Source organism: Novipirellula herctigrandis, from assembly GCA_007859835.1.
In the GTDB taxonomy this organism is placed as follows: domain Bacteria; phylum Planctomycetota; class Planctomycetia; order Pirellulales; family Pirellulaceae; genus Novipirellula_A; species Novipirellula_A herctigrandis.
Genome location: SJPJ01000001.1, coordinates 6,175,632 through 6,193,090, shown reverse-complemented (window position 1 = coordinate 6,193,090; position 17,459 = coordinate 6,175,632). Strand labels below are relative to the sequence as shown.

At 52.2% G+C, this 17,459-nt stretch carries 17 protein-coding genes and 1 pseudogene; 5 read left to right on the top strand and 13 right to left on the bottom strand.

From position 1 onward, the window contains the following. Positions 1 to 45: 45 nt before the first annotated feature. The 12 genes from fliJ to CA13_RS22630 form a co-directional block, all read right to left on the bottom strand. Positions 46 to 495 carry a flagellar export protein FliJ gene (fliJ, locus tag CA13_RS22690; protein ID WP_146400548.1) on the bottom strand — a complete coding sequence of 150 codons (450 nt, stop codon included), beginning with the start codon at positions 493 to 495 and terminating at the stop codon, positions 46 to 48. 41 nt (positions 496 to 536) lie between these two features. Further along, a complete protein-coding gene (locus CA13_RS22685; protein WP_473087477.1) occupies positions 537 to 1,976 on the bottom strand; it encodes a FliI/YscN family ATPase in 1,440 nt (479 codons plus the stop codon). After that, on the bottom strand, positions 1,973 to 2,668 hold the full coding sequence (locus CA13_RS22680) for a FliH/SctL family protein (protein ID WP_146400546.1): 696 nt from the start codon (positions 2,666 to 2,668) through the stop codon (positions 1,973 to 1,975). Before CA13_RS22680 ends, CA13_RS22685 begins: the two co-directional genes overlap by 4 nt. A gap of 32 nt (positions 2,669 to 2,700) precedes the next feature. Then, positions 2,701 to 3,969 carry a FliG C-terminal domain-containing protein gene (locus tag CA13_RS22675; protein ID WP_146400544.1) on the bottom strand — a complete coding sequence of 423 codons (1,269 nt, stop codon included), beginning with the start codon at positions 3,967 to 3,969 and terminating at the stop codon, positions 2,701 to 2,703. 89 nt (positions 3,970 to 4,058) lie between these two features. After that, on the bottom strand, positions 4,059 to 5,714 hold the full coding sequence (locus tag CA13_RS22670) for a beta-cystathionase (protein WP_146400542.1): 1,656 nt from the start codon (positions 5,712 to 5,714) through the stop codon (positions 4,059 to 4,061). Between the two features lie 16 nt (positions 5,715 to 5,730). Beyond that, positions 5,731 to 6,042, bottom strand: a complete 312-nt coding sequence (gene fliE, locus CA13_RS22665) for a flagellar hook-basal body complex protein FliE (RefSeq protein ID WP_146400540.1) — start codon at positions 6,040 to 6,042, stop codon at positions 5,731 to 5,733. A gap of 25 nt (positions 6,043 to 6,067) precedes the next feature. Continuing rightward, positions 6,068 to 6,487, bottom strand: a complete 420-nt coding sequence (flgC, locus tag CA13_RS22660) for a flagellar basal body rod protein FlgC (RefSeq protein WP_146400538.1) — start codon at positions 6,485 to 6,487, stop codon at positions 6,068 to 6,070. A 4-nt stretch (positions 6,488 to 6,491) separates the two neighbouring features. Next, positions 6,492 to 6,896, bottom strand: a complete 405-nt coding sequence (locus CA13_RS22655) for a flagellar basal body rod protein FlgB (RefSeq protein ID WP_146400536.1) — start codon at positions 6,894 to 6,896, stop codon at positions 6,492 to 6,494. Positions 6,897 to 6,899: 3 nt separating this feature from the next. Continuing rightward, positions 6,900 to 7,325 carry a HAMP domain-containing histidine kinase gene (locus CA13_RS22650; RefSeq protein WP_146400534.1) on the bottom strand — a complete coding sequence of 142 codons (426 nt, stop codon included), beginning with the start codon at positions 7,323 to 7,325 and terminating at the stop codon, positions 6,900 to 6,902. A gap of 421 nt (positions 7,326 to 7,746) precedes the next feature. Then, positions 7,747 to 9,393, bottom strand: a complete 1,647-nt coding sequence (locus CA13_RS22640) for an alpha/beta hydrolase (protein ID WP_419194711.1) — start codon at positions 9,391 to 9,393, stop codon at positions 7,747 to 7,749. 141 nt (positions 9,394 to 9,534) lie between these two features. Then, the gene (locus CA13_RS22635; RefSeq protein ID WP_146400530.1) at positions 9,535 to 10,287 is read right to left on the bottom strand and encodes a hypothetical protein; all 753 of its coding nucleotides are present in this window, start codon (positions 10,285 to 10,287) and stop codon (positions 9,535 to 9,537) included. A gap of 9 nt (positions 10,288 to 10,296) precedes the next feature. Then, on the bottom strand, positions 10,297 to 10,809 hold the full coding sequence (locus CA13_RS22630; protein ID WP_419194710.1) for a MaoC family dehydratase: 513 nt from the start codon (positions 10,807 to 10,809) through the stop codon (positions 10,297 to 10,299). A 337-nt stretch (positions 10,810 to 11,146) separates the two neighbouring features. Between CA13_RS22630 and CA13_RS22625 the strand changes: the two genes are divergently transcribed. The 4 genes from CA13_RS22625 to CA13_RS22610 all read left to right on the top strand — a co-directional run bounded on the left by CA13_RS22625 (position 11,147) and on the right by CA13_RS22610 (position 15,176). Next, a complete protein-coding gene (locus CA13_RS22625) occupies positions 11,147 to 11,527 on the top strand; it encodes a nucleotide pyrophosphohydrolase (protein ID WP_146400526.1) in 381 nt (126 codons plus the stop codon). Between the two features lie 161 nt (positions 11,528 to 11,688). Then, positions 11,689 to 14,352 (top strand): tetratricopeptide repeat protein, encoded by a 2,664-nt coding sequence (locus tag CA13_RS22620; RefSeq protein WP_146400524.1) that lies wholly within the window; start codon positions 11,689 to 11,691, stop codon positions 14,350 to 14,352. A gap of 53 nt (positions 14,353 to 14,405) precedes the next feature. Then, complete coding sequence (locus CA13_RS22615) at positions 14,406 to 14,828, top strand: hypothetical protein (protein WP_419194709.1); 423 nt, start codon at positions 14,406 to 14,408, stop codon at positions 14,826 to 14,828. A gap of 108 nt (positions 14,829 to 14,936) precedes the next feature. Then, entirely contained in the window at positions 14,937 to 15,176 is a 240-nt protein-coding gene (locus tag CA13_RS22610; RefSeq protein WP_146400520.1) for a hypothetical protein, read from the top strand. 12 nt (positions 15,177 to 15,188) lie between these two features. Here CA13_RS22610 and CA13_RS22605 read toward each other — a convergent pair whose 3' ends face one another. After that, on the bottom strand, positions 15,189 to 16,628 hold the full coding sequence (locus CA13_RS22605) for a sigma-54-dependent transcriptional regulator (RefSeq protein WP_146400518.1): 1,440 nt from the start codon (positions 16,626 to 16,628) through the stop codon (positions 15,189 to 15,191). A gap of 515 nt (positions 16,629 to 17,143) precedes the next feature. Between CA13_RS22605 and CA13_RS35505 the strand changes: the two are divergent. Further along, positions 17,144 to 17,459: pseudogene (locus CA13_RS35505) on the top strand (hypothetical protein); the annotation flags it as partial.

Below are 17,459 nucleotides of genomic sequence, written 5' to 3'. Positions count from 1 at the left end.
CGACAAAAGCGTAGGTGAGTTTGTTTAACATGGTATCAATCAGGGCTAGTGTTTTGTCGCTCGAACCGCATCACGACGATTGTTCATTTCATCGATCTCAATTTGTTCGCGACGATTGATTTCATTTCGAAAATGATGCAAATCCATTTCCATCATTCTTTCAAATTTCTTCACTTCCGTTTCCGCATCGCGAAGTCGCTGCTGTCGCCGCTCGAGTTCTTCGATTAGCTTCAACCGTGTTTCACGAAGCTCATGGATATCCGCCTGCAGTTGCAGGTCATAACGTCCGCGAGCGAGCAATCGATCAACCGAAACATCGCCGACACGTTTTTCAGCATCATCAATCGCAAGCTGCTTTCGCTCTTGTTCGATCGCTTCAATTTGATCTTCTACTTTCCCAATCGCCGCATTCGCTTCACCAACCATTCCTCCTGCTTCATCCCTCTCTCGGCGGCGAAGATCGAGAATCGATGCGAATCGAAAGTGAAATTTCATGTTCTGTTTTGCCTGCTAAGACGATAACCCTACGAAATGTTTCACGCAGGCATTTGTGCTGTTTGCACTTGCCCCGCAGAAACTTGAGCTGCTTGCACTTGACCCGGATTGCCTGGCGCAGGTGCCTTTGGCTGCATCGTTGCCAATACGTTGAGCGCCGCCAAAGATTGTTCCATAGGCGCCACTTCGTTTGCATCTTGCGATAAAAACAACTTCATGGGCTCGCGCATCGAAATCGCCGCGTCGACACTCGGGTCGCTACCGTTGCGGTACGCACCGATCGAAATCAAGTCGGCGTTCTTCTGATAGACGCTCAAATGTCGTCTTGCGATGCTGGCCGAGTTAAGGGTCTCGCGTGAAACCAAATGAGGCTGTAATCGACTTAGGCTTTGCAGCACATCGATCGGTGGCCATTGAGCCTGTGCCGCCAATTCGCGATTGAGCACGATATGTCCGTCAAGCAATCCACGAAGCGTATCGGCGATCGGCTCGTTATTGTCATCCCCTTCAACCAATACGGTATAGAACGCCGTGATCGATCCGAGCGACGTTCGTCCGGCACGCTCCACGACTTGAGGCAACAGATTGAAGACACTCGGCGGATAACCTCGCGTTGTTGGCGGTTCCCCCGCCGCTAACCCTAGCTCGCGTTGAGCCATCGCCAATCGCGTAACCGAATCGACCAACAACAAAACATTTTGTCCATCATCGCGAAATGATTCGGCAATTGCGGTGGCAGTCCATGTCGCCGCGATCCGCTGAGCCGCAGGCCGATCACTTGTCGCAACCACAACCACACTGCGGCGCAAGCCTTCTTCGCCCAAGCAGCGTTGGATGAATTCTTGGACCTCGCGACCTCGTTCCCCGACCATACAAATGACGATTCGGTCGGCACTCGAACCGCGAGCCAACATCCCAAGCAGCGTACTTTTCCCGACACCACTGCCCGCAAAAATTCCCAATCGCTGTCCGTTACCGCAGGTCAAAAGCGAATCAATCGCACGTACGCCGGTTTGTATCGCAGCGTCAATCGGCGGTCGATCGAGCGATTCGGGAGGCTGGCGTCGAGTATCGACGGGAATCAAATCGTCAGGCAATGGTTTGCCATCAATCGGACGGCCAAACGCATCGATCACTCGACCACACAACGACGCACCACTTCGAAGTGCGATGTTTCGGCTTAGCAGTCGTACTTTATCACCCGCAGAAATCGCTCCCATTGTTTCCATCGGAGCGACAATGGGGCGGACACCTTGAAAGCCGATCACTTTCACTAACCGGCGATCGGGTGAATTGGGACTGATCTCACAAATCGCGCCCACGGGTGCCGTGATCCCATCGAGTTCAATCGAATCGCCTCGTACCGCCGCAACGCGACCGCTGATTTCGAATGTAATGGTCTCGCCAATCAATTCTGCCACAGGCCCAGGCAAATGGATTTTGGGCGTTTCCAAGGAATACTGAAATGTCGTCGATGTCACGATAGAAGTTCCCGAAGTCGTTCGAGTTGTTCGGTAAGCCCCGCGTGAATTTGACCGCCGGGTTGGCGTATAACGACCGCATCGATCGCAACCGATTCATCCGCTTCAACCGTCGATTGTTCAGGAAGGTCCGCTGAAGCCAACAATTCGTCGAAGGTTTGTCCTAAATTCGCAAGCGTCTCCGGGTGAACTGCAATCGTCAATTGGCTCGCCGAACGCGCGCTGTACACCGCTTCTTCGGCCCATCTAACCAACGTGGTTTGATCCTGTTCGAGTTTTTGCTTAACGATCTTCTCGGCTGCCGCGATAGCGATTGCTGACAAGGAATCGGCATACTGTTGCATCCAACTCTCATAAGTGACGTGCAACTGCTGAACCGCTTGATGAATCGTCGCCAAGGAATCACTGGCTAGTTTTTCAGCTTCTTTCTTGACTCGTTGATTGATTTCATTCTCTGCGCTGGCAAGCCCTTCTTGGCGGCCTTGCTGTTTCGCTTGTTGTCGAAGTTTTTCGGATTCGTTTTTTGCAGCCTCTAATATCTTCCGAGTTTCTTCTCGGCATTGATCAATCCGCAAGCGTCCCTGATCCGCCAAGTCGTCTAAGTTGAACCCGGCCAACCCGCTGACCTTGCGAGCAGCATCAGCAGAATCGGGTTGGTCCGCTGTACGATTCGGTTTGAGAACAATTGCCATGGATATGCTTAATATTTACGAAGAACGTGTTTCTAGGCTGCCATTGCGGTCCGCTTCATGGAACTTGCAGAATTCGATTCTTGCTGGAGTGCCGCTTTGGCGACGGCCGTTTTCGCATCGTCGATGTCTCGCAATTGAACCGACTCAAGAGAAATCATCTGAGTACGAACCTGTTTCGCTTGGGCCCGCGGCAGAAAGCTCAACGCTTGATCACAAACTTCATTGGGCAAGCCACACAACGCCAACAGAACTTGACGCGTTTGGACTTTGCCAAGAGCTTGGCACAGCTGTTTGCCTGAAAGTTTGACAAGGAATTGATGGGTTGCATCAGTGGAATCCAATACCGCAGCGCCGGGTGCGAAAAATTCATCGGCGTCGGCACCTTGAATCGTCGATTGTGGCGTACCCGAATGGGTTTCCTTTTCAACCTCCTGAGGCGTCGGTGAAGTCCCCGGGGCCACCCTCAGTGAATGCACTTCGATATGCTTTAGATTGGCGTTCGCTTCGGTTTCCTTTTCGACTTGATCGGTTGCCGAAGACGTTGGCACATAGGCGTCGCGTTGTGGCGAAGCATCGCGTTGTGGTTTCGCTTCGGTTAGCGGTTGCATCTCGCCTTGCGATTGGCTGAGTCCGTTGGGCATCGCGGCAAGTATCGCACTCAGTGCTCTTTGCCCGGTGGTCTTGTTTTGCTGTTGGGCATGCTGCTCGACTCGAGTTCGCAGATGCGTTGCCAGCTCTTCGACCGCTTCTTTTGGCACGTCGCCAAGTCGGCCAATCCGACTTAATGATTCGCTTTGGATCGCAGGATCCAATCGCGGAATGATTCGCGCCGCTTGTGCAGGAGAGATTGATGCTAGCACGAGCGCAACGGCTTGGGGATGTTCCAGCGACAACATTTCAACAAGCGAATCGTCTTCTACGTCGCTGAGGAAAGAGAGTGGCGAATGATTTGATGTGTCATTGTCTGTTTTCGGATCGAACGAATCTTCGCGAAGTCGCTTGACCACGTTCGCCGTGTGTCCGATATCGGAATGGTCATCACGGGTTCCTACGGAAGCTTTGTCAACGGATTGGTTTTGCCGTGTGAATGTGTCCATCTGTGACTGCGTCACCATCCCCTTGAATGCAGCCAACGCCCGTCGGCGTTCGAGCGGATCAACGTCCGAGAGGTTTGTCATGGCTCGGCGCACGAGTTTTTTCAATGAGGGCTCGATGCTCGTCATCAAGTTTGCTGCAACTGCCGGCGGTAGACTACTTAGAACGATTGCCACTCGCCGCAGTGCTGCTTCGCGATTGGCCATGGTGGTTGCTCCTAGAAGGTGTTTGGATCATCACGGGCTTTCGTGACCCATACCTTGTAAGAAACAACGCCGCCTGAGGGAAGATCGAATTAAGCGGCGTCGGCTACCCAATTGCGAATCACATTGGCGGCAACTTCGGGATTGGATTCGACAATCGAGACCAACTCATCTTTAAGGGTCCCGCCGGTAATTTCCATCGCATCGTTCTTTTCAGTACTCTCAGCGACTTCCGCAGGCGGGGCAGGCAATTCGAGTCCAAAGCCCTCGTTGAATTCACTCGGCACGCCATTGTCACTACCGCTGCCACGAATGGCCGATCGAGCGACCAACAAAGCAACCAAGGCTAGACCAATCATCGCGATCGTTTGCCAAGACCCGGCAAGCCAAGTCAATGCTAATTTCGCCGTTTCCGGTTCCAACGTAGCCGGTTGGGGCAGGGTAGGGTAGTCGGACACTTCGACCAATTCAATTTTGCTTTCACCCGCGTTGACTTCTGGCAATAGCGGAGTGACCGTTCTTTGGATGTTTGTCTTCACTTCCAACCGCAACTTTTCAAGATCCGCTGTCCGCATCGGTGGCACATCGGCAATCTTCTTGTCAGGATTATTGAGCAACCAATTTTGGGCCCACACTTCTTGATAGTAGCTTTGCGGCAATGAGATCGACGCGCGCACTCGAACGGTTTGCAGCGACGCCATCCGTGAATTTTCATACTGCTGGCCCGCCACCCCGACGCTTTCTCGCTCATCTTCCTTTGTCTTGGATGTCTGAGCGGTGCTTTCAAGGTCTTCGAGACTTTGAGCACGGTTTCCGATCGCGTTGGGAGCGGCACCTGGCACGCCCTGGTTGAGCGGACGGATCGTTTGCGTATCAATCTTCCTTGATTTGTCTTGCAGCGTGGTACGCTCCGAATCGTACTTCAATGTTGTTTTTTCAACATCCATCGTCGGATCGATTTCGGCATAAACCGAAATACTAAGCCCGCTGCCGTAACCGATCAGGTGTTTACGGATTTTCTGTTCGTAGAAGGCGATTTCGTCACGCCGTTTCGCGGCAAGTGGATCCGCATCCTCATCAAAGCCGATGGAGCCATCCGAATTGGTATCGATCACTGCAACATCATCGCTGGACATCCCCGCGTAAGAGGCGCGGATCATTTCCTTGATTTGGTCGATACGCTGTTTCGATAATGGCTCTGTGCCTTCGGGCGTAACGACAACACTAGCCGATTGTGGCCGATCCCGACTTAGTCCAACTCGCTCGGCGCGGTCGTATTCGACGCTTGCGAACTTAATATCGGGAAAACGGGCTAAATGACTGCCAAGGTCTTGTTCTTTCGCGTGCATTTCTCGCGAAAGTCGTTGTTCGCTCGACTCAAACGGGCTAGCACTATTGATTGCGGTTTGGACGTGGCTTTGCAGCGAAACGGGCAGCGATGCGGATTCTTCGAGGGCAGCTAAATAGGCATTGCGTGATTCGCGTGGGATTCGGATTCGTCGCCCTTCACGTTCCCAATCGTTTAGTCCGGCGTGGCTGAATGATAATTCGACAGCATCAATTTCATTTTCATTGAGGACCCGGCCACCGAACAAAACTTCGTGATTGACCGAACTCGTGCCGCGAACCAAAAAGCCAAGCCCAATTGCAATCGCAGCGACAAGCAACGCAGTGATGATGCGTGATTGCATCGGCATCGCATTGAATGCTTCACGCATCTGTTCGCTAGATTGACTAAAAAAATTCATAACTGGTTAGTGAGATCTAAATCTGGATTTGCTGAACTTCGCGATACGCTTCGAGTAATTTATTTCGTACTTGCAATAGCATGCGGAACGCCAGATCAGCTTTTTGCACCGATGTGAGCACCTCCGCCTCGTTCACATCACCACCGGTCAACAACGAATGCACCATTTCGTTCGCATCGGTTTGCATCGCGTTGACTTTGTCGACCTGACCGCCGAGCAAATTCACAAATGTATCTGCACCCGTCTTGGCACCTTGTCCGGCTGACGCCTTGGCAAAGGGATTGATCGGCTTGAGCGGCGGCCCAAAAGAGGTGGAGATCGATTTCATGTGTCCGAAGCTGTTCTAGGAGGGTCTACGCCAAAATCGACAAAGTTTCGCGGCTGAGCCCTTTCGAAATTTCCATCACGCCGACGTTCGCTTCGTACGCTCGCGTGGTTTCAAGTGCGTCGACCATTTGCGTCGTTAGATCGATGTTTGGATAAGCGACATAACCTTTCCACTTGCCTTCTTGGATCGCTAACGGATGGTTGGGCTGGTAGCGATACAATGGATCGGACTCGTTCGTTTTGATCTCAGCAACCTTCACTCCGGCAGCTCCGGTAGACGAGAAGGAATCGTCGGATTGGAAGACAACTTCGCGCGCCTTGTAAGCGTTGGGTTCGCCATTTTCGTCGGTGAGAGTCGAAATATTGGCAATATTGCCAGAGATCGCATTCAAACGAGTACGCTGTGCAACGAGCGCGGAGGTACTGATATCAAGTGATCGCAACATTGTCTTAAGCCCTTTCGGTAATCGCCGCTCTCAACAATGCGAATTGGCTTCGCATCGTCGTGATGGCTAAGCTGTGTAAATGTTGATTCTTTGCGATTTCAGTGACTTGATGTTCCATCGAAACGTCACTGCCGTCGTGATAGACAACTTGCTCGGTCGCATTCCGCGGACCGGAATACAAGTCGTCTCGCGTGACCGGCTCAATCTTGCTGCTGGCATCAGGGCTTTGAGCATTGTGGATCGATTCAGCCAATGCATTTTGAAACTCGCCAACATCCAAGTCGCGTGACCGATAACCGGGCACATCAAGGTTTGCCAAGTTTCCCGCGAGCAGTTCGTGGCGTTTCTCGGAAAACTGGAGCGTCTGTTCGAGGGCTGGAATCGTGCTCTTATTGAAGATGCCTAACATGGTCTAAGCCGCCATTCGTGAAGCACCCGCGTGTGGACGAAAAACAACCGTTGCGGCCGCGCCACCTTGAGGACAATTTTGCCAATGAACTTTTGCTCCGATTGCAGCTGCGGCAAACGGAATCGTCGTTTCGCGTTCTTCGATACTGCGACCGGTATCAGCGACTTCGAGCTCAAGCCCCGTTGCAGCGTCGATCGCCGTGATCGTAATGTCACCGCCTCCGTCGCCCATTTCGACAATCGAGTGATTGACCATCGTGCGAATCAATTCCGCCACTTTTTCCCCTTTCGCGGGAATGCAGAGATGGGAATCGATGTCAATTTCGAGGCAAATGGGAGCGTGATTCTGCGTGAGTTGGGCACATGCGACCGATTCCACAAGAATGGCTAAAGAATCGCAGGCTTTCGGGTCGATCCAATGATGTGACACGGTACGCTCCCAAGGAATGTCTTATTGGGGGGAAGGGTTAATTCGGAACTGGCTGATAACTTACCATCCCCCTCCAACGCAAGATGAATTCTTGTGGTTGCGCGTGGAGCGTTAAGGAGGATCGTTCAGGAAGCGCGGAAAAATCGCGTCGAATTGCCTCCGGGGCCAATCAAGATCTTGATTCGCTTAGCACATTTGGGGCAATTGCCAACATAGGCTGTTTGCGCAGCATTCCGATAGATTCGCCCATAAATCCCGCAGCACTCAAATTGGATCCCCAAAAAGGGCCGACGCTGGGAGACTTTCGAATCACCTGCCTTGTTATTGGAACCTGTATGTGAACCAGGATTCTTATTTGCCCCCGACCTCGAAACCGATGCGTCCGGGTTGTTATAGGCATCAAACTGGGATGACGACATTCCTATTCTCGATCAGCAAAATGTGCCTTCAATTGTTGGATTGATTCGGGCTTATCCCAACCATTCGGCTCCGTCACCGCTATCCATGCATCGATATAGCTCGACGAACTGTAATTGTGCCCGTAGCCGATTGGGACGGTAGTCGCCATCGGCAAATCAAATGCGATTTGCAAAAACGTGACGATCGGATACCAACGCAATTCAGGTGAAACGTCTGGCCCGCGAGGGTTGTTTAACCAATCGGGGCGATGCCACGCTAGATCAGGAGAGAACCAAACCATCGGATCACTGGCATGTTGGATGTAAACATTTCGAATGGAACTCCATCGCTTGCCGTTATCCAGAGCGTTTTTCTGGGCGGTGAAGCGTATGATCGCCTGATCGCGAAACGTCGGTAGCCACTGGGGACTGTCGGGGTTACGCGATTGGACAAGTGCTGCCCATTGAGCAGATGGAAACGGTGGGCCACTCCACACACACCCTTGCCCAGGATCTTCAAAGATTGTCAACACGTCGGCCGCTGTCTCGCCGCCAAAACAACCAAGACTCAAACCATGAAGGTAGAGGCGAGGCCGATTGTCCTTCGGAAGGGTTTTCCAGTGATCATAGATGCAGTCAAAAAGTGCTTTTGCCGATCTTTTCGCACGACTTGGATCGACCAAAATAGTGATCCAACTCGGCAGGTAAGAGTACTGAGTCGTAACCATCGCCGTATCGCCGTGATGGAGATATTCCAGCGTATCGACCGCGCCGGGGTCGAGCCAACCTGTTCCGGTGGGCGTTGCAACAATCAAGACACTTCGATCAAAACCGCCGACTCGCTTTAGTTCCGCCAAGGCCAACGCCGCTCGGGCTTCCATCGTCTGTTCGGTGCGCATTCCAACGTATACACGAATCGGAGCCATCGCATCAGCACCGGTCTGTTTGGCGATCGCTTCTTGGGTTGGTGCTGCAGCGATAAAGTCCTTCCCACGCCGACCGATCGACTCCCACAAGACCAACGAATCGGAACTGCCACAGGCGATCGTCCGAGTCGGCTGCTCAATGCCCTCGTCGATCAATTCGTCGGCTTTGGAAAAGAACGAATCGGCGGCATTCAACAACCCGCGAGCCAACACACCATTGGCGACAAAAATCAGTAAAACACCAATCACCGCTGTGCTGACAGCACGCGAAATGCGAGGAGGCAGAAATCGGTCGAGTTTATCGGCTAGCTTCGAGCCAGCGAGAATCATGACACGGGTAAATGCCACTATTCCAGCTGCTAAACCGACTGCGATCAGAAAAAAGCGGAGCGGGTATGCCGACTCCACGGGCGGCATTTCCATCAGTTCGCGGATCGAATTTTGCCACAGCGTTGATTGGCGAAGAAAGACAATGAAGACCATCGCCGTGAATACCACCGTGACTCGCTGGGACCATCGATTGAGCGAATCACTCGGTTGAGACAATCCGAGAAACTGCCAAAACCATACTGATGCAATGCCAATCGAATAGCCAATCGCAAGCGCAAACGCCGATAGGACACCTTGAGTCACGTAATGCCGAGGCAACAGCGAAGGGGTGACCGACGCTGAAAAAAACAAAGCAGCAACAATAAGCCCAATAAACGAGAACGATTGCGTGTAACGTGTCAGCCAAGCTTTCAAGGGTGGTTCTCGCGATCGAATTTGACGGCAAAAAAAGAGACAATCACGATGATACCAATTTGTCACGTCGTGGTTGATCGGTTTGCCGTTGCTAACAGCGGGTGGTGTTCAGGGACAGCAGGCCAACTCTGCAAATCCTCCCTATCTCAATACCGAATCGAGCGAAGAATTCGGGGGCAATTCATTGAGACCATGGTCGGTTAACCTATCGAGTTCCTGGTAGCGGATTTCAATCAACTCGGCAATTTCTTCAAACGTATCGGCAATGTGCTGCTTAACGATCCGGTTCGCTTTTTGACTGCTATACCTCTCGTCGACACCGATGCTCGTTGTAAAAACCAACTTGCTTTGCACCTTTTCGACAAACCGCTTTTCGAGCATCGGATCACTGGAAATGCGAACATGATCCAATTCGTGCAGGACGACGCGGTCGGTCCAAAACGTTTCCGCACTGGGGCGTTGGAGCAACCAAACCGTGTGACTATGATCGATACCCAGATCGAATAATTTAGCTGTCACCGTCACCTCCTTGTCAGACCGCCCATCGATCGTCTCGTTCCATCGATTGTAACTACGAAAACGATACGAGACTCGGTACTCGGTCAGCCCCGCAGTCTTGCGGCCTTTGCCGAGCGCTCGCGTACGCAATCTCTTTTGCGTTGTTGCTTTCTCTTGTGGTCCGAGGATGAATCGAACCTTTGCCGATTCGATCAACTCCGCGATCGCGGGCGGTGGCTCGGAAAGCTCCGAAAGATCAATCGTTTCGATGATCGCCTCTTCGTCATCTCGGTTGGTGCCTTCATCGGTGTCCTCATCAGCGAACAATTCAATTGCCCGTGTCGAAGCCAGACACCAAACCGATGATGCAAGTACAAAGAAATCGCGACGATTCAAAACCAAATGCTACCTTGCTCGGAGCGTGCCGCGCGGAGACATTTCTTCGTGCGAATGCGAAAAGTGTCTCGCTCTCAAACGTGTGGCCACCAGTGTGACAAATCGGCCTCGCTGGACAATTTTTCCATGTTGGTTGAGCAATTGACGAATCCAAGTGACTCGACCCGATCGGCGACCATGTTGTTGGATTTGCTCCACTTCCGTGAGAACCTGAACACAATCTCCAAAGAAAACCGGAGCTTCGAATTGCCAATCCGAAATACCCACCAATGCCAACGTCGCTACTTGAGGATGTTGACTGCTTAACCCCGCCAACACACTCAGTCCTAACAGTCCGTGCGCGACCGGTTCACCAAACGGGGACCTTGATGCGTCACTGCTATGAAGCGGGTCATTATCGCCAGTGAGCATTGCAAAATCAGCGACATCTTCCGATGAGATTTCACGCATTGGACTTAACCAATGATCCCCAACCTTCATGTCTTCAAGGAACAGCGGTTCGATTGCGGCAGTAGAATTCACCAATCGCTCGACATTTTGGTTGAAAAAGGATGTGCGGATCCCCACGGAGATCCGCAGTATCATGCCCGGTGCGAGTCAATTCCAAAAGCGAAATTCTTTCGATGACTATGACAAATGCCTGAATCACACGTCGGTCGATCCGATCGTAGGAAAAAGCTAGACTTCGCTAGCATTGCGGTGCCTCCTTTTCCTTCATTCGCCAAGTTGGATTCTCGCCGTTGGTTGACATTAGCATACTTGAGCTGAGTTCGATGTGAGACCCAACCGAGAGGTCGAGGCAGCGAAATTGTCTGTTTTTGTCCGTTTTCCCGCTTCAACATTAGAGTCAATTTCAAACATGTCCCCATCCCCCCCCCCCGAATCTTATCTATCCAACCTAACCATCCGTGATGCTCAGGTTCAAGTTGACCAGTGGATTCACTCGATCGGTGTGCGGTATTTTGACGAAATGACCAACCTTGCCCAATTGATCGAAGAGGTAGGCGAGGTGGCCCGAATTTTGTCCCGGACGTGCGGCGAACAATCGTGGAAAACGGGAAAAAAGCCGGCTGATATAACGAACTCGCTGGCTGATGAACTCGCGGATGTCCTGTTTGTGACTTTTTGTTTAGCCAACCAGTCCGGCATTGACTTGACCAAGGCGTTTCAACGGAACCTTGACAAAAAAAAACATCGTGATGCTGCTCGCCACCAGCAGAACGAGAAACTGCAAGACTAATTTGCTAGCAATCTACAGCTCCATATTCAGGTTGCGGAACTCCAATTCTTAATTGGGACGCAGCACTAACTTGATCCATTCTTCTCCCATCATGCATCTTGCTTGACGCTTGCCCTTGTTATTTGCTAATCCAAAAGCAGCGTTTTCTGCGACTGGAAAGCATGAGCAAACAAAAGCCCGAGAAGAATAAGGCCGATTCGAGTCAAAAAAGTTACGACAATGTGGCTTTGGGGCTATTGTTGTGCGCTGCCGTAGCGGCCGTCGGCGGTTCCGGAGTTCTATTTTCAGTTTGGTGGAAAACGGGTCCGCCCGATCCTATCGAAACGATTGATTTCGCTTCGCGAGAATATATCCAAGGCCGAGTGGTTTTAGCGGGCGAATTGGCCAGGACCGCCAAGTTCGAAGACGAACTCGACGCTGATGACGAAGACTTTCTGCCGGAGATCGAACCCGAAGAGCAGGCGGAACAGACAGCCGAACCGGATGACGAGACTGCCGCCGCACCAAATCCTGAAGATGAAACCGCTGCCCTAAAGAAAAAACGAGACTTTCTTATCGGTGCTGGCTTGGTCGCACGTGCCAAGGAATCTGCCGACGCGCGATCGCAGCGTGAACACTTTGCCGAAGCCGCACCGATTCTCGAAAAAATCGCCGCTTCTGGATTTCCAATCGGCCGCGAAGTCGACGGATTGCAGTTCTTAGGTGAAGCCATGTTCGGACTCGGCGAATATGACAAAGCCGCCAAGCTTCTCACGCAAGCCATCCAACGTGATCCAACGCTGCGTCGATCTCTGACGCCAACGCTCGCACAGGCTCAATTGAAATCAAACGAGCCATCCGCTGACGCTGCCCTCGCAACAATCGAAGAATACCTTCGCGACCCCGCCTTACGAGTACCGCTACGACGAGCCGCCGAGAATATCCAAATTGAAGCACTCACCCAGCTGCGCCGTTTTGAAGAAGCCCAGCAAATCATCGATAGCAAAATTTCGTCGTTGCCTGATCCAGAAAATGATCCGCAAAACGAGCTTTCGGAATACCGTGATCAATTGAAATTGGCTGGCGCGGTTGTGCAAATCCGAAAGACAATCGACCGCTACGGCAAAAAACCAAACGAAAAGTTTTTAGATCGCAGCAAAGCCGTCGCTGAACTGAGCGAGGCGATGCAGAGCCTAGCCGATATTCATCGCGAAGGACCGCCGCGACTCGCGGCAATCGCCCGCGTTTGGGCCGGGCGAGCCTATCTATGCCAAGGGATGCCCGACAGAGCTCTCGCACAAATGACGACAGTTCGCCAACAACGTCCGTTTGGTGCCGAGGCCATCATCGGCAGTCTTGAGGAGATGGAATTGCTAGCCGATCAGGGGCGTGGACTTGAAATGGTACAGACAACCCGGTTCATCATGCATGAACTCGTTAACGAACAAGGTTTTGACGCGTCGCTTCTGTCCTTTGATGAATTCCAGCGCCGCATGATTGTGGCACTGGAAAGATTGCGTGATCATGGAAAGTATCCAGCCGCGATCGACATTGCTCGGATGTTGCCCCCCGTTTTTTCGCCCGCCGAAGCGCTGATGCAAGAAGGGATCACGTACCGAGAATGGGGTGCTAGTACCGTTAAGGAAGGAACGGGCATCGGCGGCGATGTCTCCCGAGCGGCGTCGTCGCTTGCGAGAACCCGTTTTCGTGCAGCCGGTGACGCGTTTGCTCAGGCCGCCGAATACGATTATGACACGCCTCGCTACCTGCCGACCACATGGGCGGCGATCGACGCATACCAACAGGGACGCCACTATGGGCGAAGCATCCAATTGCTGCGACCGTACTTGCGTTACGAAGAACGCCGCCGACAACCACGTGGTTTAGTTGCCTTTGGCCGTGCATTGTTAGCTGACAACAAGCCGATCGAAGCCATCGATTCACTTGAGACTTGTATCGCTGAATTCACTCGCGATCCGCTTCGTTATGATGCCCGGTTGCTACTTGCAATGGCTTGTTCGGAAATCGGTGATCTGGACAAGGCACGAGCATACCTGATGGACAATTTGCACGATGGCGAATTGACTCCGCAAAGCCCTGCATGGCGAGATTCACTTTTTACTCTCGCAGAAATGCTGTACCGCAAAGGTTACGAAAACCATTTGCTTGCCGAGCAAGCTTATCCAGCCGAACGGATCGAGTTGCTAAAGAAAAATCAACCGATCTTAGAAGATGCCATCCGCAGACTTGACGAGTCCGCTGAGCGGTATTGGCCTTCGCCCCGCGCTCAAATGGCGGCTTACCTTGCTGCGCGCAGCCATGTATTGGCGGCCGAGTGGCCTCGGCTCGAATCGATCGCTCCTGATGTGCTTGATACCGCCCGACGCTCGCTTCGAAATAAGGTTGACACCGAACTGCAAGCCGCCCTTGATGGTTTTGGACGATTAAGAGAGAGTCTGCTCATCCGCGAAGATGAACAACGGCTATCGGACGATGCCAAATCAATGCTCCGCAATTGCTTCATGGCCGAAGCAGACACCCTAAAAGAACTGGGGCGGCTCGACGATGCGGCCGTCGCGTACCGTGCTGTATCGCTTCGCTATATGAATGAACCGCCTGCACTTGAAGCGATCCTCGGGCAAGCCCGATGCATGAAGGCGCTTTCAAGAAAACGCGAGGCCGATCTTTTGATTCGACAGGCCGAAGTGGTGCTGCAGCGGATTCCAACGAGATTCGACGGTGAATTTGATAGAACAACTCGGTACGATCGAAAAGGATGGGAGCAGTTGTTGGCGTGGATGAATTCGGGCATCGATGATCTTGGCGGAATTCCAGGTCGATCCTAACAGACGCTTTTAAAGGGCAACGCATGATCAATGGCAGCGAAATTTCTGTACTGGTGGCAAAGCGACACGCGACGCTCGTCGAACTAGTCGACCTTGGATACGAACAGATCGGCGCAGCTCGTTCGGGACGGATGAATGAGTTGATGCACATATTGGCGAAGAAACAAAACCCCTTGGCCGCATTAGCCGCAATATCAAAACAGTTGAGCCGAGCGGTAGGCGATGATCCCGACGAACGTGATTGGCCATCGATCGAAATGCGTAATCAATCACGCGAATTGAACACACAGTGTGATCGAATGCTCAAAGAATTGATGGATCAAGAAGCGGAGTGCGAGCAGGTGCTGGTGCACAGCCGAGATCAGATCCAAGAGCAGCTCGCTCGCTGTGACGGCGCGAAACGAGCGAACCAAAGTTACAACCAAGCAAGCCAAACGTCTCAGACGGGTGGACAATTGGATCTGTCCAGTGGTTGAAGAACCGGTCTAGACATCCGATCGACTCCTAATCTAAAAGGTCATCATGATCTATCAAATCCCGTTCGCACTTGAACGGGTCAAAAAGATACAAAACGGAGAACCACAATGAATGTCAATTTTTTTGAATGGCTACGTGACGGAGTGCGTCAATCGGTGCTTCTTGGTGTAAGCGATGCGATCGAGCAAATCGGCACGCCGGCCGACAGCGATGAGCTTCACCCCAACGTCGCCGCACTTCTAGTAGGCGAAACAGAGCAACCTAAAGTCACGCGGGGGCGAGCTGCGAATAACCGCAAGCGGCTTGGCAAATCACTCAAGGACATGAATTCCACGACCAAAAAATAAGACAATTCGTCGCTACGAATTGGAACTGTATTGCAGTCTTGGATCATCCAAACCGAGACGCTTCATCTTTTTGTAAAGCGTTGTGCGGTTAATATCGAGTGCCTCGGCCGTGGCCGCTCGGTTCCAGTGATGGTTCCTAAGCGATTGCAGAATAATTGTCCGCTCGGGACCCTCGAGCGCGTCACGCAATGTCTTACCGCTCACATCCTCAAAGCTATGTGTTGCGGTGGCGGAGGAATCGACCGAGTAGGCTGCAAACGAGACATCACCCATTTGCCCCGTCAATTCCGGAGGCAAATCATCCTTGGTTAATGTCGAGTTGCGACTCAACAAAACCGCTCGTTCCACCACGTTTTCAAGTTGCCGAACATTCCCTGGCCAAGCATAACTTTGCAAAACCGTCATCGCTTCGCGGTCGAATCCGAGGATATTACGATCACTCGCATCGGCGGCTTCACGTAGAAAATGTTCTACCAAAAGAGGTATGTCGCCGACGCGTTCACGAAGCGGTGGAATGACAATATTGACCACGTTCACGCGATAATAGAGGTCTTGTCGAAATGCCCCCGATGTGACCGCTTTGGACAAGTCTTCGTTGGTCGCCAAAATCACTCGCGTATCAACGCTATGCGTCTCGGAACCGCCAAGCGGTTCGAATTGAAATTCCTGTAGGACACGAAGCAGCTTGACTTGCATCGCTGGCGTGGCTGTGGCAATTTCATCGAGAAACAATGTACCGCCGTCGGCAAGTTGAAATTTCCCTGGCCGATCACCCACAGCACCGGTAAAAGCGCCGGCAACATGACCAAACAGTTCGCTTTCTAACAGCGTGTCTGGTAGTGCCCCACAAGCCACTTCGATAAATGCACCGCCACGTCGAGCACTGCGTGTATGAATGGCCCGAGCGACCATGCTTTTGCCCGTTCCATTTTCGCCGGTAATCAGTACGGATGCACGGGCGTCGGCAATCGAGTCGACGACATCAAAGATTTTCAACATTCGATAATCGTGGCTCAGAATGTTCTCCATGCCGCTGCGACGATCAAGCTGTTTGCGGAGCGCGTCGTTCTCGCTAGCGATCTTGCGCTGCTGGATCGACCGATCAATCGCAAGCGTAAGTTCTTCGTCGATCAGGGGCTTTGTTAACAAGTCATACGCACCGGCGCGGACGGCTTCAATAGCCGTGTTGGGCGTCGCATAGCCTGTGATCACCAAAACCGACGTCTCGGGGAAACGCTTCCGCGTATGGGTGATCAAATCAAAACCATCGTCGTTGCCCAATCGCAAGTCAGTAATGACTAAGTCGAAGGTTTGTTTTTTAAGTGCAGTTTTCGCTTCGTCAAGCGTCCCCGCCACAACAACAACGTGACTCATTTCACGAAGCCACAACGCCATGGATTCGGCTAGGTGATAGTCGTCGTCGACCAACAGGATCGATGCGGAACGCGTCATAGGTTCTACGTAGAGGCTATTACGGAAATGGATCGGGCGGTCGGGATGTCCATCCGCTCGCTGCGAAACGTGCTGCCTGCGGCAAGTGGCGACCTAGTGGATTGGGCAGAACACCAAGGTTATGTAGGTCATAGAAAGCACTCCGTCAAAAAATCCTTCGCAATCCACCCTTTTAATGTGCTGCGAGTATGCTCCGCAGCGGGTTTGCCGAAAAACGCCCTGAAGAACCCGCAAACTGTTTATGCAAAACAACTTACAGCAACATCCAGACAGAAATTCACTGCCCCGATTTTGCTGCAGAAGCCCTCCATGGGGTGCAATCCAGATCCGATGATGCCGACCATTTGGCGTTTCGCGTGGGCGAGGGGACGGTTTAGAACAGCGCGAGAAGTTTCGTTTTCACGATTCACCTTTGCCAGTTATGATGCTAATCAGCGATAATAGCCCGATTCATTTGGCACGTTTCATGGCTATGGATGCTCGTCTGCCAACCTCACCATTAAGGAACTCGACGGATGTGGTCGCGATTTATTCTGTTCTGCTTGGCTCTACTCGTATCGATCCATTCGCTCACTCACGCGGCGGAATTATCCGCTAGCGAAAAACAATTAGTCGTTTCCGTCACGCAAGCATTTAACGAAGTGGGCACTGATTTCAAGGCACAAGACTTTGAAGCTGCTGCCAGATCGATGACCGTAGCGATGGAAAAATTACAGGAGGCAATCGCGGATGGCTCGCCAGAGGTCTATCGGACACTGGAGCCGCTAATGCAACGCGTTGCTACGGCTCATTTCCTTCTTGAACTCGAAGGCGTTCGCGTACCGCCGTTTG

What these genes read in the sequence shown, in the direction of transcription:
- fliJ (WP_146400548.1), bottom strand. Translation starts at nt 495, where the DNA reads ATGAAATTTCACTTTCGATTCGCATCGATTCTCGATCTTCGCCGCCGA.
- CA13_RS22680 (WP_146400546.1), bottom strand. Translation starts at nt 2,668, where the DNA reads ATGGCAATTGTTCTCAAACCGAATCGTACAGCGGACCAACCCGATTCT.
- CA13_RS22675 (WP_146400544.1), bottom strand. Translation starts at nt 3,969, where the DNA reads ATGGCCAATCGCGAAGCAGCACTGCGGCGAGTGGCAATCGTTCTAAGT.
- CA13_RS22670 (WP_146400542.1), bottom strand. Translation starts at nt 5,714, where the DNA reads ATGAATTTTTTTAGTCAATCTAGCGAACAGATGCGTGAAGCATTCAAT.
- fliE (WP_146400540.1), bottom strand. Translation starts at nt 6,042, where the DNA reads ATGAAATCGATCTCCACCTCTTTTGGGCCGCCGCTCAAGCCGATCAAT.
- flgC (WP_146400538.1), bottom strand. Translation starts at nt 6,487, where the DNA reads ATGTTGCGATCACTTGATATCAGTACCTCCGCGCTCGTTGCACAGCGT.
- CA13_RS22655 (WP_146400536.1), bottom strand. Translation starts at nt 6,896, where the DNA reads ATGTTAGGCATCTTCAATAAGAGCACGATTCCAGCCCTCGAACAGACG.
- CA13_RS22625 (WP_146400526.1), top strand. Translation starts at nt 11,147, where the DNA reads ATGTCCCCATCCCCCCCCCCCGAATCTTATCTATCCAACCTAACCATC.
- CA13_RS22620 (WP_146400524.1), top strand. Translation starts at nt 11,689, where the DNA reads ATGAGCAAACAAAAGCCCGAGAAGAATAAGGCCGATTCGAGTCAAAAA.
- CA13_RS22610 (WP_146400520.1), top strand. Translation starts at nt 14,937, where the DNA reads ATGAATGTCAATTTTTTTGAATGGCTACGTGACGGAGTGCGTCAATCG.
- CA13_RS22605 (WP_146400518.1), bottom strand. Translation starts at nt 16,628, where the DNA reads ATGACGCGTTCCGCATCGATCCTGTTGGTCGACGACGACTATCACCTA.